This is a genomic window from Carnobacterium iners (genome assembly GCF_900177385.1).
GTDB lineage: Bacteria > Bacillota > Bacilli > Lactobacillales > Carnobacteriaceae > Carnobacterium_A > Carnobacterium_A iners.
The window spans coordinates 1,813,628-1,837,304 of sequence record NZ_FXBJ01000002.1 but is presented as its reverse complement, the minus strand read 5'-3'; the positions used below and the strand labels follow the sequence as shown (position 1 = coordinate 1,837,304).

Genomic DNA, 23,677 nt, shown 5'->3' with positions numbered 1-23,677 from the left:
TGGCGCTTATTTTTTCAACCTGTAGTTACTGACACTCGTAAGCACCCAACTAATTCGTATCAGAAATCTTCTTTTTTTATTTCATTAGTTTCTGATAGCCAGTTTAAAATGGCTTCTTTTTCATTAGTGATTTCACCTAATACTATGCCTATTTCTATTTTATCTAAGGCTGAACCTAGCCATTTGCCAGGTTTTTTATTAAAATAGGCTAGTAAATCAAAACCACTAACTGCCATTTCTTTTTTGTCTTTCATAGGTAAACGGTTCGTTAACTCCTCGAGTCTAGTTAAGTCCGCTGGTTTATCTAAAAAGGTTAATAATTCCTCTACTTCTAAAATAATAGCATAGCCAGATTGATACAATAACAACTTATCTAACGGTTGCTTTACCCTTAAAGTTAAGGCTCTTAAAGCTACTTTTACTTGCTGAATCATTTTTTTTGAACATTTCCATGCTCTTAAAAATGAATCAACATCTTCTTCTTGTTTTCCTAAAATAAATAACAACAACGTCCAAGCAGCTAATGAAGACAGCAATTTGTGGTTTTGTTTGTTTTTTAAAGTAGAAAAATACGTTAGCTCTTTTTGATACTCAGCTAATCCAGGACAATAGGAATACAATTCTGATTCTACAAATAAATTTAACCCTTTTTGACGTCCTTCACCAAGTAATAGTTTCATAAACTCAACTTGAATTCTTTCGATAGCGATTTTCTCCAGTAGGGCTCGATGAAGAAAGATAGCTTTTTTCGTTTCAGAGTCCATGCTAAAATCTAATTGGCTAACAAAACGTACCCCTCTCATCATCCGAAGGGCATCCTCAAAGAAACGTTCCCTTGGAGAACCAACCGCTTTTATTAATCCATTGGTTAAATCCTTAACACCACCAAAATAATCAATGATTTCGCCATCTTCAGTCATTGCTAATGCATTAACTGTAAAATCGCGACGCTTTAAATCTTCTTTTAATGAGCGAACAAAAATAACTTGATCGGGTCTTCTAAAATCTTGATAAGTCGATTCAGTTCTAAAAGTTGTTACCTCATAAGTTTCATCATTTCTTAATACCATCACGGTACCGTGCTCAATCCCCACATCAATCGTTTTAGGGAAAATAGCTTTTATTTCCGCTGGAAACGCGCTAGTAGCTAAATCAACATCATTGATTTCTTTATTTAATAACGCATCACGAACACACCCACCAACAAAATAAACCTCATAACCTGCCTTTTTTATTTCTGCAATGATAGGTAATGCCTTCGCAAACAGGAGATTTTCGTGGATCATAGAATATTTTCCAAGCCATAAACTATCTTTTCTAGCTCCATAACTTTATTGCAGCCTAATGCTACGCCAGTCATAAATGAAGAACGATCATAAGAGTCATGTCGGATTGTCAATCCTTCACCAATACTACCAAATTGAACTTGTTGATGAGCTACCAAGCCAGGAAGACGCACACTATGAATTTTCATGCCTTTATAATCAGCTCCACGAGCACCCGCTAGGCTCTCTTTTTCATCAGGATGTCCTTGACGGTGTTCGCCTCTTTCTTCAAAAATCATTTCGGCTGTTTTAATAGCTGTCCCGCTTGGTGCATCTAATTTATTATCATGGTGTAGTTCAATAATTTCTACATCTGGGAAATAGCGTGCAGCTTTGGCTGAAAATTGCATCATTAATACCGCTCCAACGGCAAAATTAGGCGCAATCAATCCCCCCGTTTTATTGGAAAGCGATAATTCTGTTAATTCTTTGAGACCTTCTTCTGAAAAACCCGTCGTTCCTACTACTGGACGAATGCCATTTTCTAATGCAAAACGAGTATTTTCGTAAGCGACATCTGGGATTGTAAAATCAATCCAGACATCAGCATCAATTGTTTGAACCATTGTTTCTTTGTCGTTAAAAATCGGCACATCTGCAAAAGAAAACTCTGGAATACCACTCAAATTTTTTTGTTCAACTATTGGGTCTAAAACACCAACTAAAGTAAAATTCTCATTATCTAGTACCATTTTTGTTGCTGTTGAACCCATTTTACCTTTAAATCCTGCTACTACTACTTTAATCATTATTTCCACCCCTTCTTTAAACGATTCTTTTCCTACTCATTTTTTTAGCTACTTGTTTCTTTATTCATTCAAAAAAATCCACTAGTAATCCTACTAACTTAATTCTATTTAATAGCACCAAAAAGTCACTAAGTTGCAAGACATGCAGCCCGTTTGATAGCCCATCAATGTCAAAAAAAAACCAACCAGTTAATGATTTGGTTTTTTTTCGGTCTTAGATTCATTTTTTTTGATTCTTTTTAAGTGGTTAGACAGTTGGATAAAGCTCTCTTTGTCATCGTTTTCTAGAGCAGCATCTATCTGATTCATCATCATCTCTATTTGATTGTTTAAAGTTAGTGCAGCTAATGCCTGTTCTACTTCTGTTTTCAAATTTACGTCAAGAGAGTCATTCCATTTGTGATAAGGATTATCTTCTAATACTCCCAAATATTGATAAGCTTTCCAAGGGTCATTAAAAATTAATTCTAGGTAAATATCTTCGTGCCAGTTTAATCGTATTTCATGAAAAGCCTGTTCAGGATCTTCGAATAAGATACCTTCTTTATAAAATAAAAATGGCTTACTATCTGTTTCAATAGTTGACATCAGTATTCCTCTAGGTGTGGTCTCAACATTTTCAACAAAGTGAACTTTACCTAAAACAATATCATGATTTAACAAATAATTTAATATCCACATCGATTCTCTTCTTTTCAATTGATGACAATCTAAAAACCAACCAAGAAATTCTTTTTTTGATTCTAAAGATACTTTGATGTCCATTTTAAAACCTCCTTATTCCAAGCTTACTTCTATTATAGCCTACTGGGCTAATAGTTTGTATTATTTGATTCTAAAAGCTCTAACATTTCTTCATCTGATGGTTCTAAAACTAAATATTCAGCTAGTACAGTCTTAATAACAACTCTTTCACCAGCTTCTCTTAGGAAATAAATGTAACTTTTCAAGAATTCTTTGTTTTGATTTAAGAAAGAATGACCTTGTTTAAATGAGTACTCTGCTTTTTCGTAATTTTCTAGCTTATCATAGGCTAAAGCAGCGTTCCAATAAAACTGAGGATCGACTTGTTCATGGGACAAAGCTTCTTCAATAAGTTTAATCGCATCTTCAAATCGTTCTTGTTTTAATAATAAGTTAGTGTAAGCTAATTGCAACCCTTCGTTATCAGGTGCCAATGCTTGAGCCTTTAGGTAATACTCTTCAGCCGTCTCTTCGTCTTCTAACTTAATCGCAATTTCTGCTCCCACAGTAAATAACTCATCATTGTATTGATCCATTTGCAAACCTTCTCGAATAACTTCATCGGCTTTTTCAAGTTGATTTTCTTCTTCTAACCCTTTAGCTAAGTTTGGGTAAACAGAAGTGTAACTTGGATCTAATTTTTTTAATTTGAAAAATAATTCATTGCCACGTTTAAATTCCTTTTGCTGATAATACGTTATCCCTAATTCAAATAAAGCGTCGACTGTCTCATTTTCTTCTACGCTTTGTTCAAAGTATAAAGCTGCTTGTTCTAAGTCTCCTAGCGCGCTATAAGAAGCACCACAGCGAGAAGCTAATGTAATGCCTGAGAATTCGTTGTATCCTTGAGCTAGTAATTCTTCATAACCATGAATAGCTTGAGTGTATTTTCCCATTGAAAAATAAAGTTCTGCTAAAGCAAAAAAAATAACCGGTTCTTCAGGTAAGAGTTCTTTTGCTTTTAATAATTTTTGTTCGCTAGCTTCATACAATCCTTGTACTTGATACAAATCAGCATGAACCAATAGCGCTTGCGGGTAAGATTCACTCATCTCTGATACTTGTAGAAGCCATTCCATTGCTTCATCGATATTATTCGACTCAATTTCGATTTCAGCTAATCCAATCTTTAATTCATCATCTTCAGTGTATGTTTCCAATAATTGTTTGTAAATCTGTTTTGTTTCTTCTAAAAAACCTAAATGGTATAAGTTATCGGCCAAATCATAAAGTTGTTCATCAGAATCCACTTCTAAAGATTGTGCAAAAAATGCATTTGCTTCTTCAAGTTGATTGTTTTCTAAAGCTTCAATCATTTTATTTCCATTATGCATATAACCCCACCTCTTTCATAAACCTTCATTCATTTTATATCTATTGATTTTAACATAATTCCTGTTTCATTTGGGAACAAATGTTTACGATAGGAAAACTTACTAGTTAAAAAGGATTTTTGTTTTGAATTAGTAAACTCTATCTCCCTCTACTAATTAGTTGCATACAACATTTAAACTATCTTTAAAATTTTCTTCCACAGAGTTTATTGATCATTTTTGTAGTGTATCAATTAGTAGCCACTCCTTTATTTCTGCTAAATCAGTAACTTCTTTTTATGATCTATCCTCTCGTAATTTAGTTAATATTGAACCAATCTAAATACTTAGTACAAAGGATTTTTACTTAGATTTAATTTTATCAATAGATTTTCATTCATTTATTTATTTTTAAATTCAAGTATAAAGCTAATTATTTTATGTTAAAATTATTAAAGGATAGTGTAAGCTAAATTTTTCCTAATGGGCTAAAAGATGTAGTTAACTTATGTAAGTTAGCGACAATGCTAAAATCTACTAGGTGGTGAATATGAATGAACTTTAAAGAATTTGTAGAATATATGGAACAAAATTTAAGTGCTAAAGATGCTTTTTATCAAAAAGCTTTAGTTGATCAAGAAGCTCGAAATGGTAGACGAGCACCTGCAAAAAAATGGAACGAAACAAAGTTGGACCGGGCCGTTGACAAATTATGGTTAGAATTAATGAAAAATGTTTACGATAAATTTAAATGGGTCGTCAAAGAAAATTCTTCTGATCCTTACAAATCATGGGTTGAATATATCGAAAAGACCGAATCTATCGAGAATTTAGATGAGATGTTAGTTGAATTAGAGTTCGAATAAAACGACCTAACAGCTTCTTTCTCTTGAATAAATGCTTTCAAACAAATAATTCTACTAACTTGTAGCCAGCAAATGATCTGTTTTGCTGGCTCTTTTACTAATTGAAAAATAAAATCCATTATTTTGAAACCTCTCTTGAGCAGTCCTTTTAGTCCTGTTTTTTAAGGCAAACTTATTTTACAACATGCAATTCGTAATTGTACCCTAATGAACTCTATTACCACTACAAACAATCAAAGAAAAGGTAACTGAAGAAAAGGTAACTGAAGAAAAGGAGTGAGGAAAATGAAATTCGGATTAAGAAAGCCAAGCATTAAAAAATCTATTTCAGCTAGAACGACAGGTAGAGCGAAACGAGCTTTTAAAAAAGCTGTTATACCTGGTTACGGCAAAAAAGGAATGGGCTGGATAAAGAATCCTAAGAAAGCTGCTTACAATAAAGTTTATAAGAAAACGAGCTTTTCGATATTTGATCTTTTTAAATAAATAGCGCTTTAGCCATTTGTGAAATCAGATAAATTAGTTGGTTCAACTCAAAAAAACTGACCAGTTGAAAAGAAGTGACCTTTTCGGTATTAAAAATAGACCTCTTAGATAAGAATCGATCTAATTCGGCATTTAAGCGCGCTCTCGAACGAGTTAAACGAAACAATGATAGTTTAGCCACTCATATCTTTAAACAAGCTTATCTCTTCTTATTATCCAAAAAGAGAATACCCATAAAAGTTGTTCTAGGTTGTATTGGTCAAAAGATAATGAAATTAATCCTCTTCTATGAAAACTAGACTAATGTACTCGTTCAAAATTAGCAGGTTAAAATTCTGCTAGTTTTTTGCTAGTTAAATAATAAAAAAATAAAGACCCTTGATTTCTCAAGGGTCTTTATTTTTTTATTATTTAACTGCGTCTTTAAGTGCTTTGCCTGGTTTGAATGCTGGAACTTTGCTTGCAGCAATTTGGATTTCTTCCCCTGTTTGAGGGTTGCGTCCTTTGCGTGCAGCACGATCGCGAACTTCAAAGTTACCAAAACCAATAATTTGAACTTTCTCACCTTTGCTCAAAGTTGTTTGGATTGTTTCGAAGACAGCATCTACTGCTGCTGTTGCATCTTTTTTAGTCAAACCTGTTGAAGTTGCTACGTTTTCGATTAATTCTGCTTTGTTAGCCATGTATATTTCACCTCCTCGAAAAGAAAAATAGATGCTTTTTTTACGAAGCAAATAAAAATCATAATATCATTTTTGAGTGGTCCAAAAATGAAGATAGTCGAAATGCTGTTTTAGATGTTGCAAATTACATTTCATCTAAAAAGATATCATACAAATACTGTTACTGCAATGATTTTAATCTATTCCTTGCTATTTTATTAGCTTTTTTACATAAAATAGATTATTATTTGTAACACCTTGATAAATATGTTAAAATGTCTTTTTTTGCTTTTTCATTTCTTCTTTTTAACCATTATTTTCTTTGACGTGTAAGGATTCGTATAGGAGTTCCTTCAAAAACAAAGGTGTCTCTGATTCGATTTTCTAAGAAACGTGAATAAGAAAAATGCATCATCTCAGGATCATTTACAAATACAACAAATGTTGGTGGTTTTATTGCTACTTGTGTTGCGTAGAAAATTCTCAATCTCTTACCTTTATCTGTTGGAGTAGGATTCATTGCCACAGCATCTAAAATCACATCGTTCAAAACAGATGATTGAATACGTAAACGTTGATTCTCACTTACTCGTTTGATTATTTCAGGTAATTTGTTTAGGCGCTGTTTTGTAACAGCTGAAACAAATACGATTGGTGCATAGCTCAAGTACGCAAACTCGCTACGAATGTCTCTTTCAAAATCTTTGACAGTATTGTTGTCTTTATCAAGAGTATCCCATTTGTTTACAACAATGATAACTCCCTTACCAGCTTCATGTGCATAGCCAGCAACTTTTTTGTCTTGCTCTCTTATGCCTTCTTCAGCATTTAATACAACTAAAACAACATCCGAACGTTCAATCGCTCTAAGTGCTCTCATGACGCTGTATTTTTCAGTTGATTCGTATACTTTACCGCGTTTTCTCATACCGGCTGTATCAATCATGACAAATTCTGTTCCTTCGTTATCTGTGAATTGTGTATCAATAGCATCACGAGTTGTTCCTGCTACACTTGATACGATAACACGTTCTTCACCCAACATAGCGTTAATAATAGAAGATTTACCAACGTTTGGTCGGCCGATAAGACTGAATTTTATAACTGAGTCATCGTATTCTTCCTCTTCTTCTTCAGGGAAATGACCGATTGCTGCATCAAGTAAGTCTCCTATACCTAATCCGTGGCTTCCTGAAATAGGGTATGGTTCACCTAATCCAAGCGTATAAAAATCAAAAATCTCGGCACGCATATCTGGATTATCTACTTTGTTTACTGCTAATAGTACAGGTTTTTTTGTACGGTACAAAATTTTTGCGACATTTTCATCAGCATCTGTTACACTATCTCGACTATTTGTAATAAAGATAATCACGTCTGCTTCTTCCATTGCAATTTCTGCTTGGTATTTTATTTGATCAAGGAATGGTTCGTCTCCTAAATCAATTCCACCTGTATCAATCAAATTAAATTCTTTGCCTAGCCATTCAGCTTGAGAGTAAATACGATCTCTAGTTACTCCTGAAATATCTTCTACAATTGAAATACGTTCGCCTACGATTCGGTTAAAAATTGTTGATTTTCCTACGTTTGGACGACCAACGATGGCGATAACTGGTTTTGCCATTGCTTTAGCCTCCTTCTAATTAATTTCTTATTTCTTTAGTTAGTTTATAGAACAGAGCTTGAATTTGCAAGCTTTTGCTTAATGAAACCGCTTTAATTAACAAACTTCATCCTTTTATTCTTATTTTCAGGAAAATAAAGACATGTAGCTAAAGAATCTGCCACATGTCTTATTGTTTGTTTAGATTAAATTAGTTTTGGTCAGTATCTTCTTTGCCAGAAGTAATATCAGAAAGTTGATTTCCAAGGATATCCCCAATAGTAAATCCTGAGTCCATTTCTGGCATCTCATACTTTTCTTCTCGTGGTTTTGGTTGTTGTTGTGGTTTATCTTCTAATGCCTTAATGCTTAATGATAAACGTTGATTTTCAGTGTTTAAATCAAGCACTTTGACTTTAATTTCTTGGCCTTCACTTAAAACTTCGTGAGGTGTAGCAATGTGATTGTGAGAAATTTGAGAGATATGAACAAGTCCCTCTACACCTGGGTAGACTTCAACAAATGCCCCAAAACTTGTTAATCTCTTAACTTTACCATCTAAAACAGTATCTACTGCTGCACGATCTTCAATATTATCCCAAGGTCCAGGCAACGTATCTTTAATAGATAGGGAGATACGGCCAGCTTCTTCGTCAACGGAAAGGATTTTAACATCTACTTCTTGTCCTATCGATAAGACATCTGCTGGATTTTTAATGTGATCATAGGAAATTTGGGAAATATGAACCAATCCGTCAACTCCACCTAAATCAATAAAAGCACCAAAGTTTGTTAAACGAGCGACTTTCCCTTTGACGGTATCATTTTCTTTCAATTCTTGCATAACTTTCTTTTTATTCAAGTCACTTTCAGCTTGCAAAACAGCTTTATGTGAAAGAATTAAACGATTTTCGCTAGGTTCTATTTCCATTATTTTAAATGCAAGTATTTTTCCTTTATATGCTGAAAAATCATCTACAAATTGAATGTCTACCATTGATGCCGGTACAAATCCTCTAACGCCTGCATCAACAACTAATCCACCCTTAACAACTTCTTTCACAGGTGCTTCGATAATTGTGCCTTCTTCAAAATCTTTTTGAATTTTTTCCCATACTTGTTTAGCATCAATACGACGTTTAGAAAGTAAAAAGCTGCCGTTTTCTTTTTCTTTAATTTCTTTGATTACAACTAAGTCAACGATATCGCCAACATTTACAATCTCTGTAACATCTTCAAAAGGTGCGGCAGATAACTCATTGTTAGGAATTACACCTTCTACACCTCCACCAAGAATCCCAACAATTACTTGTTTGTTATCTTGAATTTTCAAAATTTCCCCTTTAACAGTATCACCAATGTGAATTTCTTGCACACTATCTAAAGCTTCCAACATTGATTCTTGTTCTAATCCTTCGTTTTTGTCTTTTTGATCTGTCATGTTTTTGTCCTCCTAATTTACCCAAATAACTCTTTCTTATTCCATTTTACCTAATATCATAAAAAAATGCCAGAATAAGGCCTACAAAAATAGACCTGACTCTTATCTTTACAAGTTGTTTTTTAACCAAATATTTTTATTATCCTGCTGTTCACTCATTTTGAGATAGAAAGAGACGATTTAATTTAAAAAAATTTAACTAATTCTTGAACTAACAACTTCTTTAATTTTTCCGATAACTTGTTGGATATCTAAACTAGTTGTATCCAATAAGACGGCATCTTCTGCTTTAGTTAAAGGAGAAGATTCTCTATGTGAGTCTTTGTAGTCTCGATCTGAGATTTCTTTTTTTAATTGTTCCAAAGGAGTATCAATCCCATTTAATTTATTTTCTTTGTAACGTCTTTCAGCTCTTTCTTCAACACTGGCGATTAGAAAAATTTTCACTTCTGCATGGGGTAAGACCGTTGTACCTATATCTCGCCCATCCATAACGACCCCACCTTTATCTGCTATTTTTTGTTGTCTTTTTACTAATTCTTTCCTGACTTGACTGTGTGCAGCTACGGCAGAAACAGAATTTGTTACGTCAGGTTGACGAATGGCCTCCGTTACTTCTTTATTATTTAAATAAACTTTTTGGTTTTTTTCAGTAGGTTCAAAAGAAATAGCATTTTTTTCTAATAAAATAATCAAAGCTTCTTCATCTTCTAAATTTATTCCTTTTTGTAAAGCTTCATAAGTCAATGCACGATACATTGCACCAGTATCACAATAGATGTAACCTAGTTCATTTGCTAAGAGTTTAGCTACCGTACTTTTACCAGCAGAAGCTGGTCCGTCAATCGCAATCATCATTTTGTTCGTCATTCTTAAAACTACCTTCTTTCTATTTTCAAAATAAAAACCGTCCAAAGACGGCCTTTAGTTAATTAAGTTATTCCCCTATTTTACTTTTAACACCGTTCCAACACTCACGCTATCGCTAGTTAAACCATTTAAGGCTCTTAATTGAGCAGTTGTCATCCCGTGATTTAATCCAATCCGATAGAGGTTATCTCCCGCAACGACTGTATAGGTCTTACTAGTTTCTTCTACAACAGGCTCTTTTACTTCAGGTTCTGGAGTCACAGGGGCTACAGGTTCCGTAACTATTGGCTTTTCTTCTACTGGTGCAGGCTGTTCTGGTGCTTTTTCAATAACTTCTTCTGTTGATACAGATAATGTCGGTTTTTCAGAAGCAGAATCTTTCTTTTTGGAACTTAGTTTTTCACTGCTGCTACTTTTTGTGATAGTTACTCTATCTTCATTAGCTTTGAATCCTTCTTCATCGCTTCGTTCATTTAGAATGAACGTATAAGTAGCTATTGGTAAAATAAACAATAAGGCCAAAAAAATAATAAGAGACGTAGCTACTGGAGAAATACCTCTTTCAGCTTTTTTCCTGGCTCCTCTTAAAGAAGTATCTTTTTCATCGTCTACATTATTTTCAAATTTCCGTGTCCAGACCTCATTGTCTTTGTTATTTTTAGAATCTTTTTTAGACATAAAGTACTCCTCCTAAATATATTAGATTTTATTGTACCATAACTTAAAGAATCTTGTCTTCCTTATTCCGATAGTAAAAACAACTCTTCTATCTTTTCTTTCCAACTTTTTGAGATAGAAAAATGAGTTAGTTTTTCTTTTTCTTTTATTTTATCATAAAACTCTTGGTCTAAGCCACAACTAGAGCAACAATAGGATGGGTTCTTAATTAATTTCTCATTGAAATAATAAAGAAGAAAACTTCTTTTGCAGTCAGTGGTTTGACTATAGTGCACCATATACTCTAATTGCCGATCTTTTTGACGTTCTCTACCAAGTATTTGAGATTTAGCTTGATTAATCGGTGTTCCTGATGAGAGATAATTTTCTAACAACTGTTGTTGGGTCTCACTGCAACTTCCCTCAGGTATTTTTTTATGGCGATACGCATATTCTAACATCGCATTATTCGGTAAGCTTTGTTCTTGCAGCCTTTTTTGCAAGAATTGGTCACCTGCTTCGAAAAGCAACACAGCGATGCTTTGCTGTCCGTCTCTGCCACATCTTCCTACTTCTTGTAAATAAGACTCTACACTAGCGGGCATATGATAATGGATGACAAAGCGGATATTTTCTTTGTTGATTCCCATTCCGAAGGCACTTGTTGCACAGATAAGTTCGATTTCATTCTGTATAAATTGCTGTTGTATCTTAATTTTATCTTCATTAATGATATCTGAATGGTAGCTTTCAACAGTGTAGCTTGTTTCTTTTTTTAACCATGAAGCTATTTGATCTGCTTTTTTCTTACTTGAAAAATAAATAATACCAGGTTTAGATAAATTTTTAATTTGATTTAATAATTGTTCATCCTTATCGTGGGAACAATTTATTGTTGTTAAGGCGATATTAGGACGATCAACAGAGTATAGAATTTGAGTCGTCTTATCTTGCTCTAAAAATAAAGAGGTTAAAATTTCTTCGCGAACGACTTCAGTTGCTGTAGCTGTCAAAGCCATCGTTAATGGATTATTTAATTCTTTACGGACCATCCCTAATCCTAAGTATTCTAGCCTAAAATCCATTCCCCATTGAGAGATACAATGAGCTTCGTCAATAGCCATTACACTAATCGTTAACGATTTGAGTTTAGCTAAAACATACTTTTGTTGCAACATTTCTGGCGATAAAAAAATGAACTTATAGTCAGTTAAATGAGACATAACCCATTTTCTTTCTTCACTACTCATTAAACTATTCAATGCAGTGACTCTTTTTTCTCCCATCCGTTTCATTTGATCAACTTGATCTTGCATTAATGAAAGCAGAGGAGAAACAATCAAGACAATCCCTTCTAAGCAGTATCCTGTTATTTGATAGCAAATTGATTTACCGGTACCTGTCGGTAACATAACTAGTGTATCTTTTCCATCCAAAGCTGCTAAAATAGCTTCTTCTTGTCCTTCACGAAAATAAGTATAACCAAACTGGTGAAGCAAAATATCTTTAATCTTTTCCTCATTCGTCACTATTTCGATTCCTTTCTATTTGAGCTAGGCGAAACCATAAAAAAAGAACTTCCGGCTTTTTTTCAAGCATTTCTTGGTATGTAAGAGCAGGTGTTTCTTTTAACAGTTGCTCAATTTCTTTAAATCTATCTAATGGTAAAATTGCTGATAAATCAAATAAAGGATCCATAATACTTATTTCAATAACATGTTCATTGATTGTACTTAGTTTTAGTTGCCGATACTTTGCAGTATCTTCAACTGAATAACCTCCTAATAAATACTGCTTCGTCAAAATAGCACTAGTAGTTGTCCCAACATGAGTTTGCAACATCTCTTTATAGATTGAAAAAAATAATGGCGTTTTTTTAGGATACTGCTCTATTATTTTCCCGATGCAAGCTAGCGAATCAAGCACAATCAAATGAACTTCAATCGCCTCTTTTTTATATGCTTCAGCTAACTGATTTTGAGTCTTGCCCGTATTATTATGACCAGATAAATTAGCAGTTAGTATTTCAGCGTTAATTAAAGGCAGTTCATTCAAAATCAAAATCCATTCATTACCAAATATTACTGCTAGTTCTTGTTTATCCTTATTGCTTTTTTTGAGCCAAAGTTTGAGCCAATATTGTTTTTCCCATTCTTTTTCTATTGGAGTATACAGTTTATTTTTATGCCTAACTTCAGATAAAACTTGTGTAATCAATTGAAGTGTACGCCAAAAATGGTTGAGTGCAAGCCCATTTTGAAGGTAATTTAACTGTTTAGGATAATAGTGGCTATTAAAAAACCCAACAGATTCTTTTTCTCCGCTATCTGATAAATAATACTCCATTTTTTCTCCTGATTGTGAAAGGTGATTCAAATGAGCTAGTTTTTCTATACTCTTATTAAATTGACTGCGATTTAATTTTGGAAATAAGGCAAAAACATAAGTTAGGTGATACCTTTCAGCGCTATAAAGGATTGATGCCGTTTTTTTACCAGTAAAAATATGGTAAATAGTAGAAGCTTTTTTTGAATACGTTTTTGAAAACAAAGATAAATAAAAATAATCAAGATAAGATAGCCTATTCAAAACAGCACAACTCCTTTTTAATTTTCTTTATAATACACGTTTAATATACCAAAAAATCACTATAAATTCCTTAAAAATTTATTTAAAGTAAATAAAAAAATGATTTCGTAAGAGATACGAAATCATTTCCTTGTTATTTTTTTTCTAATGTTAGGTAGCTCGTTTCTGTAAGTTGACTCACTTGGTTTTTAATTATCCAAGGTTTCATTTTTTTGTATAAGGCAATAAAGACTGTACTAACGACGATACCTTTGATTAAATTAAAAGGTACAACCCCATAAAAGACATACTTTTGTATTGGTCCAACACTAAAGTTCAACACTAAAAAGTATAGTGGGATTAAGACATAAGCATTTAATAAAGATAATACGGTGGTCAATGATACCGTTCCTAGTACGTTAGCTAAAACAACATTTTTAGCTTTTTCAGCTTTCGTGTTCATAATGTAGTAAATGGGTAATGTATACGCCAAGGAAGCTATCAAGCTAGCTGTGTCTCCTATTGGGTAACCCGCATCTCCGCCCGTTTGCACATAATGAAGAATGGTTCGAATAACCGCTACGGCTATTCCTGCTACTGGTCCATATAAAAACATACCTAACAGAACGGGAATATCACTAAAATCGATTTTCAAAAAAGTGACGCCTGGTATGATTGGAAAAGCGAAAAACATTAGTACGAATGCAACTGCAGCAAGCATAGATACACCGACTAATTTTTTTGTATTACGGGTTTGCATAAAAAATCCTCCTGAAAGGACTCATCAGCTTGAGCATTCTTGGGCCTACCAAAAAAAACACTATAAAAAATACGCTCGTCTAATTTCTCTTCAGAAAAATTAAACAGAGCATGTGAACAGTATTATATTCAAATAAGCCCCATCTTCTTTATCCAGACTTTACTGTCGGTACTGGAATTAAACCAGTTCAACTAGAAATGCTATCTAGTTCGTGGACTATACCACCGGTCGGGAATTACACCCTGCCCCTGAAGACGAATCGTCTATTTTATTAGTACAACATTTGTACTATTTTAGTATAAGCTATATTATCTTTATTTGCAAGCTCCACTTACTATTAGATAGTGTTATCTGAATATGGAAAGTGAATTCTAAAGGTTGTTATTTTATTTATCATACTTGAAACTTCAATATAACCACCATGTTCTTCGATAATGGTCTTAACAATAGACAACCCAATACCTGTTCCAACCTTATTAGAGTTGTTGTTCACTCGAGATTTGTCTGCTTTATAAAAGCGGTCAAATACGTAAGGCATATCTTCTTCTAAAATACCGGGGCCATTATCAACAATCTCCATCTGGACTTCGTCGATTATTTTATCTAGTTGGACTCGAATCATTACTTCTGCACCATCTCGTTCAGTTGTCGATGAGTGATGAATAGCATTATGAACGAGGTTAACAAAAACTTGATTCATTTTATCGCCATCCATTGGATAAGTGCGAATCTCTGGATCAATTTCTAGTAATAATTTTACATGGTTTTCATTAGCAAATCGCTTAAATAATGATAATATATTTTTAAAGAAATCTTCTAAAAAGATGTCTTCAATAATTAAATCGATATAACCAGCTTCCATACGAGATAAGTCAAGCATTTCATTAACAAGACGATTCATTCGTTTCGCTTCATCACTAATGATCATCGCCATTTCATGCTTTTCTTCATCTGTTTCAGCAATATTATCAATAATCGCTTCACTATACCCTTGAATCATGACTAAAGGCGTACGCAATTCATGAGAAATATTGCTAATAAAGTCTACCCTCATTTTATCTAAGTGTCGTTCTTTTGTTAATTCCTTTAATGAAACTAAGACTCCACGAACATTTTTCATATCTTCGTCAAATAAAGGAACCAAAGATAGTTGGAAATAAAAATCATTAATCATAAGGTCATCATAAACTTTTTCTGATTTTTCAATAACTTTATCTATTTTATCTGCTAAAAATTCAGGTAATTGGTAATCTTTTACATTTTCAAAGGCATCCCAATTACGCAGAAATTCTTCCCCTAATGGATTGGACATTAAAAGTGTTTTTTCTTGATTATAATACAATATTCCGGTTGAAATAGAAGCAACTATTTTCTCTAGAAGTTCTTTTTCTTGTCTAGTCGCTGCTCCTGTTGTCTCAAACGATTTTTTCATTTTATTCATTGCTAAAGCTAATTGTGATAGTTCATCTTTGTATTTTACCGACGCTTTTTGATTGAAATCATTTTTTGCATAGTCAAAAGCAATATCTCTCAACTTATTTAGCGGTTCACCTAAATTTTTTTGTAAAAAATACAAGAATAAAACAGCTAAAAGTCCATAAACAGCAAAAATACTTAAAATCCAACTATTCATTTTTTGTTCGGCCTCATTTAAAAAAGATAAATCTACAACCGAATAAAGAACAGCTTTTTTTCCCTCAATGACCAGATTCTTAACTCTAAAAATAAACAAGCCACTTGTATTTTCAAAACGAATTTTATCGCTAACAACTTGTGTATCTTCTTTATTAATAAAAGCTTCTTTTATACTTGCATCAGTCAACAAACTATCTTTGTAGCTCAAGAAAAAACTCTGTGACTCTTTAGAAAAATTTAAAACGGGTTCTCCCTCAATGTGAAGAGACATAAATAGATGAGAATCGTGCGCTTTAAAATTATCCATACTTGCAGTGGTAACATTTTGGTCATCTGCCAGCCGTTTTTCGATTGTTTGAATCATTTTTTCATAATCAGAAATATAGTTCATTTGTATATTATTTTGATACACATGACTATACAGCTCTGTTGTGGCAATAAAACAAAATCCTAAAAGTAGTACCGTAATTAACCAAATCCGAATGGTTAAGTTATTTACTTTATTCATCGTCTAACCTACTTTTTTCCTTCAGAATAAGAATTAAATTTATAGCCTAATCCCCAGACTGTTACAATCATTTTTGCAGCTGCTTCTGATTCTTTGGTTAATTTTTCTCGCAATCTTTTGATATGTGTATCTACTGTTCTTAGATCTCCAAAAAATTCATACTTCCAGACTTCTCTCAACAATTGTTCTCTTCCAAAAATTTGATTTGGAGATTGAATGAGATATAACAAAAGATCGTATTCTTTTGGAGTGAGATTAACTAGACTACCGTCGGCTAGTACACGATGAGATTGATTATCAATTTCAATATTAGATGTGACAATTAAATCTGGATTTAATTGTTCTTGTTCTTTTTCAACGTGAGTTCTTTTTAATACTGCAGATACCCGTAAAACAACTTCTCTAGGACTAAACGGCTTTACGATATAGTCATCTGCGCCGGCTTCAAATCCTTGAATCCGATTCATTTCTTCCCCTTTTGCTGTTAACATCATAATTGGGGTATTTTTAACCTCTCGCAATTTTTCAGCCACTTCAAGGCCATCCATCTTAGGCAACATAAGATCCAAAAGAATTAAATCATACTCATTTTCTATTGCTAAATTTAATGCTTTTTCTCCGTCATCTGCTTCAGTGATGATATAATTTTCTTTTTCAAGATACATTTTTAATAAGCGTCGAATCCGTTCTTCGTCATCAACAACTAATAAGTTAAGTCTCTCGTTTTCCAACGATACTGCACCTCCTATTTTTTAAAAAATTGTTCTTTATTCATTATATTATACACGATTTCTAGTCCGCATACAGAGATATGAATTATGTATGCAGAAGTAAACTTCAGACAACAACAAGAGTGTCATCTGAAGCTTATCGTTTAATTTAGTTCTTTTTTACTTTCATTTGCTAAATTACGAAGTTGGTTGACTTCAAAAGACTTAAGTTCGCGCCATTCGCCTGGACGTAGACCATTTAAGTTTAATGTTCCGTAAGTTTCTCTTTTAAGTTTTTGTACAGGATATCCAATAGCTCTGAACATTTTTTTAACTTGCTGGTTCTTACCTTCATGGATAGTTAATTCAACCATAGACATTTTTTTATCATTATCTGCTGAAAGAATTTTTGCTTTCGCTGGAGATGTTTTTTTACCTTCAATTGTAATACCATTTTCAAGCTTATTTAGTGAGCGTCTGTCTATCATTCCTTCGACTTTAGCCACATACGTTTTATCGATGTGAAACTTAGGATGCATCAACATTTGTGAAAGCTCACCATCATTAGTCAAAATAAGAGCACCCGTTGTATCGTAGTCTAAACGACCGACTGGATAAATTCGCTGCTCAACGTGAGTAAACAAATCGGTTACCACTCGTCTATCTTTGTCATCTGAAACAGCTGAGATCATTCCTCTTGGTTTATTTAATAAAAAATAAATAGGCTCTTCACGATCAATCGGTACACCATCAACTTCTACCTTATCTGAGTTTCCTACTTGAACACCTAATTCTGTAACAAGTTTCCCATTCACTCTTACATGGCCTTTAACAATTAGTTCTTCAGACTTTCTTCTAGAAGCTATTCCTGCATGTGCCATTACTTTTTGTAATCTTTCCATCGTCTTTAACTACTCCTTAACATTTCAATTTTTTGTTTTGTGTATTATGAAAATTGTTCGTTGAATCGTTCAAAAAATAAATCTGATTCTTTCTCTGAAAAATTTTGTTCCATTTCTGCTATCTCTGGTAATTTTGGCAATTCAGTTAACTTTTTTAAGCCAAAATAATCTAAAAAATAATGAGAGGTCCCATACAATATAGCACGTCCAGGACCTTCTACACGACCTTTTTCTTCAATTAACCCTCTAATGACTAGTTTTTGAAGTGAACCACTCGTTTGAACACCACGTATTTCGTCAATTTCCATTCGTGTTAAAGGTTGCTTATAAGCGATAATAGCTAACGTTTCAAGGGCCGCTTGTGACAAATTAGTCGATAGCGGCGAAATAGCATAGCTTCTTATGATATCAGCATAATTTTTTTTAGTCACTAGTTGGTACTGTTCACCAGCTTCTAACAAAGTTAGACCACGTTTCTCAGACAGTTCACATTCTTTTTGTAACTCCATTAATAAGCGATAGGCATGCTGCGTCGAACAACCCAAAAGGGCAGCCATCTCATTTAAAGTTAACCCCTCATCTCCTGCTACAAAAAGCAAAGTTTCAATGGCTGCTGTTTCATTCATCCGTTAATCCCTCTCATCCTTACTTTTTGTTGAGTACACAAAAATTTCTCCATATTTTTTAGATTGTTTAAAAACAATTGATTTTTCTTTAATTAATTCAAGCATGGCCATGAAGGTTGCAACCATCTCTTTTTTTGTCGGCTCAACAAAGAGATTAGAAAATAATAGCCCATCTTTTTGAGTCGTCAAAGAAAGTTGACTTAAAATAAAGGCCATCTTCTCAGTAATCGTTGTTTCTTCTGCCATAACTCGGGTTTGAAGGGGCCGTTTATTTAAACGTTTTGTTAATAATTTATTGAAAGCAACAACTAAATCATCTGTCGTCAGTTCCATTGGTTCTAAGGGTATATTTTGTTGGAGAAACTCGAGATTTTGTGGTTCTCTCGTGTAATATTGATTCCGCTCTTCTTCTTTATCTTTTAATACAACCGCGGCTTTTTTATATTTTTGGTATTCTAGCAATTGCTCAACTAAAGCATCACGTGGATCTTGTCCTTCTTCAAAATAATCTAATGCGTCATCGTCCAGAATTATTTCTTGGTTAGGCAAGAGCAGTTTGCTTTTAATGGCCATTAGAGTTGCTGCCATGACTAAATAATCTCCAGCAACATCTAATTTCAACACGTTCATCGTTTTGATATAGGCAAAGTATTGTGCGGTTACTTCAGCAATTGGAATATCGTAAATATCTAATTCCATTCGCTGGATTAAGTGAAGCAACAAATCTAACGGACCTTCAAAAGCGTCAATTTTCACATTAATTTTAGACATTGCTTATTCTTCTTCCTGGTTAGTATCAGCAGCTAATAAGTGAGACCTCTTATTTTTTTCTTGCTCCCACTTAATAATTAACTGAGCTGTTTCTATTGTTCCGATAATTTTTTGATTGGAGAAATGACTATCTAGTGCTTCTAATATTTTATAACTGATCCCTTCATTACGAAAAGAGGGATTGATAGAAATGTGACGCAATAAAACGAATTCATCATCAACCTCAACACCTATTACAGCTATCATATCTTGTGTTTCTTCTCCACGCCATAAAAAAATTTTCCGGTTTTCTTCTTGTTGATACCAATCTAATTCAAATTTAAGTCGATCAACATCTTTAAAATCAGGTATAAATGATAATAGACCCATTGTAATCTTCTCATAATTATTTTTATAATCGAGTAACATATTCTGTTTACCCCCCATAAAGATTTTATTCATGTAACAACCTCTTGCTTAGTTGTTTGATAACAATGAGTGCTCTAATCTCATTAAGTCATTGTAAGTTTCCCTTTGAATAGCTAAAAAATCACTGCCATTCTCAACAAATATCACTGGTGGCCGAGGAATGCGATTATAATTACTGGCCATTGCATATCCGTAAGCTCCTGTGCTAAATACGGCTAGAATATCTTTTTTCTGTGGTTTAGGTAACGGCAAGTCCCAAATCAGCATATCGCCAGATTCACAACACTTACCGGCTATTGAATACAAGTCACTTGCTTGATCATTTGCGCGGTTGGCAAGAACACCAGTATATTTCGCATGATACAATGCAGGTCTTATATTATCTGACATTCCACCATCAATCGCTAAATAATGGCGAACATCAGGAATTGATTTTTGGGAACCTGTTTCATAAAGAGTCATCCCTGCATCACCGACTAGACTACGGCCAGGCTCAATCCAGATTTCAGGCATATTTAGGCCTAATGCATCCGTTACATTTTCAACTTCAGTAATAATCGAATCAATGTATTCAGCAATCGATAAAGGTTCATCTTCAACGGTATATTGAATACCAAAGCCTCCACCAACGTTTAAAACGCTTAAATCAAAACCAAATTCTTCCTTCCATTTTTTTGAATAAGTTAACATTTTATTAATGGCTAGATTGAATCCTTCTAGTTCGAAAATCTGTGAGCCGATGTGGCTGTGTAAACCTATCACATCAATATAAGGCATTTGACTCGCTAAAATAGCTGCTTGTTTAGCCTGACCGTTTTCAAGATCGAAACCAAATTTAGAATCATTTTGCCCAGTAGAAATGTAATCATGTGTATGTGCTTCTACGCCAGGTGTAACTCGAATCAAAATTTTCATTCTTTGTTTGCGTTCGGAAGTAAATTGATTCAAACGATCTAATTCGTAGAAGTTATCTACTACAAAACAACCCACTTGGTAATCCAATCCAGCAAACATTTCATCATCCGATTTATTATTGCCATGAAAATGAATTTTTTCACTAGGGTACTCTGCTTTAATGGCCGTGTAAAGTTCTCCACCTGAAACAACATCTAATGATAAACCTTCTTTTGCCATCAGTTGATAAATGGCTAAACAAGAAAAGGCTTTACTTGCATAGGCAACCTGAGCTTTTACTTTTCTTTTAGAAAAAACAGCTTTAAAGGCTCTAGCTTTTTGTTTAACCGCTTCTATATCATATACATATGATGGTGTACCGTATTTATTGACTAACTCGATTGTGTCTATGCCGCCAACTTCAAGATGGTTCTTTTCGTTTATTTTCATTGTACCTGTTAGTAAGCGCTCGTCCATTAAAGGTCCTCATTTCAACTTTATCCGATTTTTTTCTTTCCCTACCATAACATAAAAAAAGCATTTTCTCAACGTAACAAAAGTGCTAACGACTCGATACACTGGTCTTTATAGAAAATTTTTTAAATGATCTTTCCTGACTTTATTAGTTAGTCATTTATAAAAAGATATCCTCTTATCTTCTGGTGAAAAAAGAAAAGTGCTTTTTAAAACTCACTAACTTTTTTCTTGCAGTCAACTGAGTCTTAGAATAATTTTGCAGATTTATATGTTTAGATTATCAATAAAAGTTATAAAACGATGTATTTTATTCCTATCCAACGGACCGATTCGCTGATTTAACGTGTCGCTGTTTAACAACTCTTTCAGACCTAATTGAAGGCTCCCTACTGATTTTAACAGGTATTTGAATAGGGTTTTTGTTACCATTATTTGAGAGATGCCCACTAGGCTCATTTTTTCAATGATTACTCTCTTTTATTTTTTACTTTATTTTCCAAAAAATAAAAATCGCTTGTTTACTTGAACGTTACTTCAAGTAAACAAGCGATTTTATCAAGTAATAAAAGCACAATCTTTTATTACTCAAGAATGGATTATTATTAAATCGCTTCTAAAATATTTTTAATAAATAGTTTAAAGGTCTTTTTGACACGTTGCGTTGTTTCTACAACTTCTTCATGGTTAAGAGATTCTTGCATGCCAGCTGCAAGATTTGTGATACAAGAAATGCCAATTGTTTTTAGTGATGCATGTTTAGCCACAATGATTTCAGGAACAGTAGACATTCCAACAGCATCTGCTCCTAATAAACGAGCCATTCTAATTTCAGCAGGTGTTTCATAAGTTGGACCAGAGAATCCCATATAAACCCCTTCTTTTAAATCTAATTTCATATCTGATGCAACCTGTTTAACAATTTTTTGATAATCTTTATCGTAAGGCTCACTCATGTCGGTAAAACGTACGCCTAATGCTTCATCATTTGGCCCCATCAATGGATTTGCTCCAGTATAGTTAATCTGATCCGTAATCATCATTAATTCTCCTTGTGTGAAGGTTGTGTTTACTCCACCCGCAGCATTTGTGACAATTAAAGAATGCACGCCTAATTCTTTCATCACTCTAACAGGGAAAGTCACTTCTTCTAAGCTGTAACCTTCATAATAGTGAAAACGCCCTTGCATAGCTAAAACTAGTTTTCCACCTAATTCACCATAAACCAATTGACCAGCATGACCTACGACAGTCGATACAGGAAAATGAGGAATATCGTTATAAGCAATAACGACTGGGTTTTCAATTTCGTCTGCTAATTCGCCTAGCCCTGAACCTAAGATTAAACCAACATCAAGTTGCTTAACCCCTTTTTTATTAATATATTCCGCTGCACTTTTAATTTTTTCTTGTAATGTTGAAGTCATGGATGTTCTCCTTTTTATAGTACTTTTATTTTTTATTACACTAAATGAGTTAAAAAGCTTTCACCAAAACCGGTATCTTTTACATTAAAATTATCCGCAATTGTTGCGCCTATGTCCGCAAAGTGGCCTTGCGGGATACTGCCAAATTTTTCCATAGAAGGTGAATAAGCCAATAACGGAACATATTCACGTGTATGGTCAGTACCTGGAGCAGTTGGGTCATTTCCATGATCTGCTGTGATCAATAATAAATCATCTTCTCTTAACTGTCCGACAATTTCTTCTAAACGATTATCAAATTCCTCAATAGCCTTTGCATAACCAGCTACGTCTCGACGGTGGCCAAATAAGGCATCAAAATCAACAAGGTTTAAAAAACTTAATCCTTCAAAATCTTGTGTCATAACTTTTAGTAATTGATCAACACCATCCATATTGCTAGTAGTACGAATAGCTTCTGTAATACCTTCGCCATTGTAAATGTCGTTGATTTTACCAATAGCAATAACATCTTTACCGGCATCACTTAAATGATTCAAGACCGTTTTACCAAAAGGATTTAGTGCATAATCGTGACGGCCGCTTGTCCGAGTAAAGTTGCCTGGTGTTCCTACATATGGACGAGCGATAATACGACCAATCATGTAAGGATCATCTTTAGTAATGTCTCTTACATATTGACAGATTTTGTATAACTCCTCTAATGGAATAATTTCTTCATGTGCCGCAATCTGTAGTACTGGATCTGCAGACGTATAAACAATTAAATCTCCCGTCTTCATTTGATGCTCACCGTATTCATCAAGAATTTTCGTTCCACTGGCGGGCTTATTTGCTACGATTATGCGACCAGAGAAATCTTCAATTTTTTTGAGCAAAGCATCAGGAAATCCCTCTGGGAAAACTCTAAATGGCGTTTGAATATTCAATCCCATTATTTCCCAATGGCCTGTCATGGTATCTTTTCCAACCGAAACTTCTTCTAGTTTAGTATAATAGCCAATATTGTCCGGTACATGTCGAACATCTTTTAACGGACGAATATTGCCTAAACCTAATTCTTCTAAATGCGGAATAGACAATCCCGCTTCTTGAGCAATATGACCTAATGTATCACTACCAATATCATTAAATTTTGCGGCATCTGGTGCCTCGCCGATTCCAACTGAATCCATTACAATTAAATGCACTCTTTTATAAGACATATTCTCTTTTCCTCCTCATTCTTATCTTCTACACTTCTCATTATAGTCAATAATCTGTTGTATTGCGAGA

23 protein-coding genes and 1 riboswitch are annotated in these 23,677 nt (G+C 33.8%); of the genes, 2 read left to right on the top strand and 21 right to left on the bottom strand.

What is annotated here, in order from left to right; genetic code table 11:
* Positions 1-59 precede the first annotated feature (59 nt).
* The 4 genes from B9Y54_RS08825 to B9Y54_RS08810 all read right to left on the bottom strand — a co-directional run bounded on the left by B9Y54_RS08825 (position 60) and on the right by B9Y54_RS08810 (position 4,152).
* Entirely contained in the window at positions 60-1,286 is a 1,227-nt protein-coding gene (locus B9Y54_RS08825; protein WP_085559908.1) for a CCA tRNA nucleotidyltransferase, read from the bottom strand.
* On the bottom strand, positions 1,283-2,074 hold the full coding sequence (gene dapB / locus B9Y54_RS08820; protein ID WP_085559907.1) for a 4-hydroxy-tetrahydrodipicolinate reductase: 792 nt from the start codon (positions 2,072-2,074) through the stop codon (positions 1,283-1,285). Before dapB ends, B9Y54_RS08825 begins: the two co-directional genes overlap by 4 nt.
* 189 nt (positions 2,075-2,263) lie before the next feature.
* Complete coding sequence (locus B9Y54_RS08815; RefSeq protein ID WP_085559906.1) at positions 2,264-2,839, bottom strand: ReoY family proteolytic degradation factor; 576 nt, start codon at positions 2,837-2,839, stop codon at positions 2,264-2,266.
* 47 nt (positions 2,840-2,886) lie between these two features.
* A complete protein-coding gene (locus B9Y54_RS08810; protein WP_085559905.1) occupies positions 2,887-4,152 on the bottom strand; it encodes a tetratricopeptide repeat protein in 1,266 nt (421 codons plus the stop codon).
* A gap of 533 nt (positions 4,153-4,685) precedes the next feature.
* Here B9Y54_RS08810 and B9Y54_RS08805 point away from each other — a divergent pair.
* The gene (locus B9Y54_RS08805) at positions 4,686-4,997 is read left to right on the top strand and encodes a hypothetical protein (RefSeq protein WP_085559904.1); all 312 of its coding nucleotides are present in this window, start codon (positions 4,686-4,688) and stop codon (positions 4,995-4,997) included.
* Positions 4,998-5,282: 285 nt separating this feature from the next.
* A complete protein-coding gene (locus B9Y54_RS08800) occupies positions 5,283-5,483 on the top strand; it encodes a hypothetical protein (RefSeq protein ID WP_085559903.1) in 201 nt (66 codons plus the stop codon).
* A 407-nt stretch (positions 5,484-5,890) separates the two neighbouring features.
* Here the strand turns inward: B9Y54_RS08800 and B9Y54_RS08795 are convergent, their stop codons facing one another.
* The 17 genes from B9Y54_RS08795 to deoB all read right to left on the bottom strand — a co-directional run bounded on the left by B9Y54_RS08795 (position 5,891) and on the right by deoB (position 23,607).
* Positions 5,891-6,166: an HU family DNA-binding protein gene (locus B9Y54_RS08795; RefSeq protein WP_034550006.1), complete on the bottom strand. Its 276-nt coding sequence runs from the start codon at positions 6,164-6,166 to the stop codon at positions 5,891-5,893.
* Positions 6,167-6,458: 292 nt separating this feature from the next.
* Positions 6,459-7,772, bottom strand: a complete 1,314-nt coding sequence (der, locus tag B9Y54_RS08790; RefSeq protein ID WP_085559902.1) for a ribosome biogenesis GTPase Der — start codon at positions 7,770-7,772, stop codon at positions 6,459-6,461.
* 190 nt (positions 7,773-7,962) lie between these two features.
* The gene (gene rpsA / locus B9Y54_RS08785) at positions 7,963-9,192 is read right to left on the bottom strand and encodes a 30S ribosomal protein S1 (protein ID WP_085559901.1); all 1,230 of its coding nucleotides are present in this window, start codon (positions 9,190-9,192) and stop codon (positions 7,963-7,965) included.
* 195 nt (positions 9,193-9,387) lie between these two features.
* Positions 9,388-10,062 (bottom strand): (d)CMP kinase, encoded by a 675-nt coding sequence (gene cmk, locus B9Y54_RS08780; RefSeq protein ID WP_085559900.1) that lies wholly within the window; start codon positions 10,060-10,062, stop codon positions 9,388-9,390.
* A 75-nt stretch (positions 10,063-10,137) separates the two neighbouring features.
* Positions 10,138-10,740 (bottom strand): LysM peptidoglycan-binding domain-containing protein, encoded by a 603-nt coding sequence (locus B9Y54_RS08775; RefSeq protein ID WP_085559899.1) that lies wholly within the window; start codon positions 10,738-10,740, stop codon positions 10,138-10,140.
* Between the two features lie 62 nt (positions 10,741-10,802).
* Complete coding sequence (locus B9Y54_RS08770) at positions 10,803-12,248, bottom strand: RecQ family ATP-dependent DNA helicase (RefSeq protein ID WP_090005009.1); 1,446 nt, start codon at positions 12,246-12,248, stop codon at positions 10,803-10,805.
* Complete coding sequence (locus tag B9Y54_RS08765; protein WP_085559897.1) at positions 12,238-13,308, bottom strand: YpbB family protein; 1,071 nt, start codon at positions 13,306-13,308, stop codon at positions 12,238-12,240. The genes B9Y54_RS08770 and B9Y54_RS08765 overlap by 11 nt, the downstream gene beginning before the upstream one ends.
* A gap of 133 nt (positions 13,309-13,441) precedes the next feature.
* Positions 13,442-14,047 (bottom strand): ECF transporter S component, encoded by a 606-nt coding sequence (locus B9Y54_RS08760; protein ID WP_085559896.1) that lies wholly within the window; start codon positions 14,045-14,047, stop codon positions 13,442-13,444.
* Positions 14,048-14,184: 137 nt separating this feature from the next.
* Positions 14,185-14,307, bottom strand: a riboswitch (FMN riboswitch).
* A gap of 77 nt (positions 14,308-14,384) precedes the next feature.
* Positions 14,385-16,190, bottom strand: a complete 1,806-nt coding sequence (locus B9Y54_RS08755) for a HAMP domain-containing sensor histidine kinase (protein WP_085559895.1) — start codon at positions 16,188-16,190, stop codon at positions 14,385-14,387.
* Between the two features lie 8 nt (positions 16,191-16,198).
* On the bottom strand, positions 16,199-16,921 hold the full coding sequence (locus B9Y54_RS08750; RefSeq protein WP_085559894.1) for a response regulator transcription factor: 723 nt from the start codon (positions 16,919-16,921) through the stop codon (positions 16,199-16,201).
* 143 nt (positions 16,922-17,064) lie between these two features.
* Entirely contained in the window at positions 17,065-17,802 is a 738-nt protein-coding gene (locus tag B9Y54_RS08745) for a pseudouridine synthase (protein ID WP_085559893.1), read from the bottom strand.
* Between the two features lie 44 nt (positions 17,803-17,846).
* Entirely contained in the window at positions 17,847-18,428 is a 582-nt protein-coding gene (gene scpB / locus B9Y54_RS08740) for an SMC-Scp complex subunit ScpB (protein WP_085559892.1), read from the bottom strand.
* 3 nt (positions 18,429-18,431) lie between these two features.
* Positions 18,432-19,199 carry a segregation/condensation protein A gene (locus B9Y54_RS08735; RefSeq protein WP_085559891.1) on the bottom strand — a complete coding sequence of 256 codons (768 nt, stop codon included), beginning with the start codon at positions 19,197-19,199 and terminating at the stop codon, positions 18,432-18,434.
* A gap of 3 nt (positions 19,200-19,202) precedes the next feature.
* Complete coding sequence (locus B9Y54_RS08730) at positions 19,203-19,640, bottom strand: N-acetyltransferase (protein WP_234987883.1); 438 nt, start codon at positions 19,638-19,640, stop codon at positions 19,203-19,205.
* Between the two features lie 15 nt (positions 19,641-19,655).
* Positions 19,656-20,978: a diaminopimelate decarboxylase gene (gene lysA / locus B9Y54_RS08725; RefSeq protein WP_085559890.1), complete on the bottom strand. Its 1,323-nt coding sequence runs from the start codon at positions 20,976-20,978 to the stop codon at positions 19,656-19,658.
* 602 nt (positions 20,979-21,580) lie between these two features.
* Complete coding sequence (locus tag B9Y54_RS08720; protein ID WP_085559889.1) at positions 21,581-22,402, bottom strand: purine-nucleoside phosphorylase; 822 nt, start codon at positions 22,400-22,402, stop codon at positions 21,581-21,583.
* A 35-nt stretch (positions 22,403-22,437) separates the two neighbouring features.
* Complete coding sequence (gene deoB / locus B9Y54_RS08715; RefSeq protein ID WP_085559888.1) at positions 22,438-23,607, bottom strand: phosphopentomutase; 1,170 nt, start codon at positions 23,605-23,607, stop codon at positions 22,438-22,440.
* Positions 23,608-23,677: the final 70 nt, after the last annotated feature.

Coding starts and splice junctions, on each gene's coding strand:
- B9Y54_RS08825 (WP_085559908.1), bottom strand. CDS start 1,286: ATGATCCACGAAAATCTCCTGTTTGCGAAGGCATTACCTATCATTGCA.
- dapB (WP_085559907.1), bottom strand. CDS start 2,074: ATGATTAAAGTAGTAGTAGCAGGATTTAAAGGTAAAATGGGTTCAACA.
- B9Y54_RS08815 (WP_085559906.1), bottom strand. CDS start 2,839: ATGGACATCAAAGTATCTTTAGAATCAAAAAAAGAATTTCTTGGTTGG.
- B9Y54_RS08810 (WP_085559905.1), bottom strand. CDS start 4,152: ATGCATAATGGAAATAAAATGATTGAAGCTTTAGAAAACAATCAACTT.
- B9Y54_RS08805 (WP_085559904.1), top strand. CDS start 4,686: ATGAACTTTAAAGAATTTGTAGAATATATGGAACAAAATTTAAGTGCT.
- B9Y54_RS08800 (WP_085559903.1), top strand. CDS start 5,283: ATGAAATTCGGATTAAGAAAGCCAAGCATTAAAAAATCTATTTCAGCT.
- B9Y54_RS08795 (WP_034550006.1), bottom strand. CDS start 6,166: ATGGCTAACAAAGCAGAATTAATCGAAAACGTAGCAACTTCAACAGGT.
- der (WP_085559902.1), bottom strand. CDS start 7,772: ATGGCAAAACCAGTTATCGCCATCGTTGGTCGTCCAAACGTAGGAAAA.
- rpsA (WP_085559901.1), bottom strand. CDS start 9,192: ATGACAGATCAAAAAGACAAAAACGAAGGATTAGAACAAGAATCAATG.
- cmk (WP_085559900.1), bottom strand. CDS start 10,062: ATGACGAACAAAATGATGATTGCGATTGACGGACCAGCTTCTGCTGGT.
- B9Y54_RS08775 (WP_085559899.1), bottom strand. CDS start 10,740: ATGTCTAAAAAAGATTCTAAAAATAACAAAGACAATGAGGTCTGGACA.
- B9Y54_RS08760 (WP_085559896.1), bottom strand. CDS start 14,047: ATGCAAACCCGTAATACAAAAAAATTAGTCGGTGTATCTATGCTTGCT.
- B9Y54_RS08755 (WP_085559895.1), bottom strand. CDS start 16,190: ATGAATAAAGTAAATAACTTAACCATTCGGATTTGGTTAATTACGGTA.
- B9Y54_RS08745 (WP_085559893.1), bottom strand. CDS start 17,802: ATGGAAAGATTACAAAAAGTAATGGCACATGCAGGAATAGCTTCTAGA.
- scpB (WP_085559892.1), bottom strand. CDS start 18,428: ATGAATGAAACAGCAGCCATTGAAACTTTGCTTTTTGTAGCAGGAGAT.
- B9Y54_RS08735 (WP_085559891.1), bottom strand. CDS start 19,199: ATGTCTAAAATTAATGTGAAAATTGACGCTTTTGAAGGTCCGTTAGAT.
- B9Y54_RS08730 (WP_234987883.1), bottom strand. CDS start 19,640: ATGAATAAAATCTTTATGGGGGGTAAACAGAATATGTTACTCGATTAT.
- lysA (WP_085559890.1), bottom strand. CDS start 20,978: ATGGACGAGCGCTTACTAACAGGTACAATGAAAATAAACGAAAAGAAC.
- B9Y54_RS08720 (WP_085559889.1), bottom strand. CDS start 22,402: ATGACTTCAACATTACAAGAAAAAATTAAAAGTGCAGCGGAATATATT.
- deoB (WP_085559888.1), bottom strand. CDS start 23,607: ATGTCTTATAAAAGAGTGCATTTAATTGTAATGGATTCAGTTGGAATC.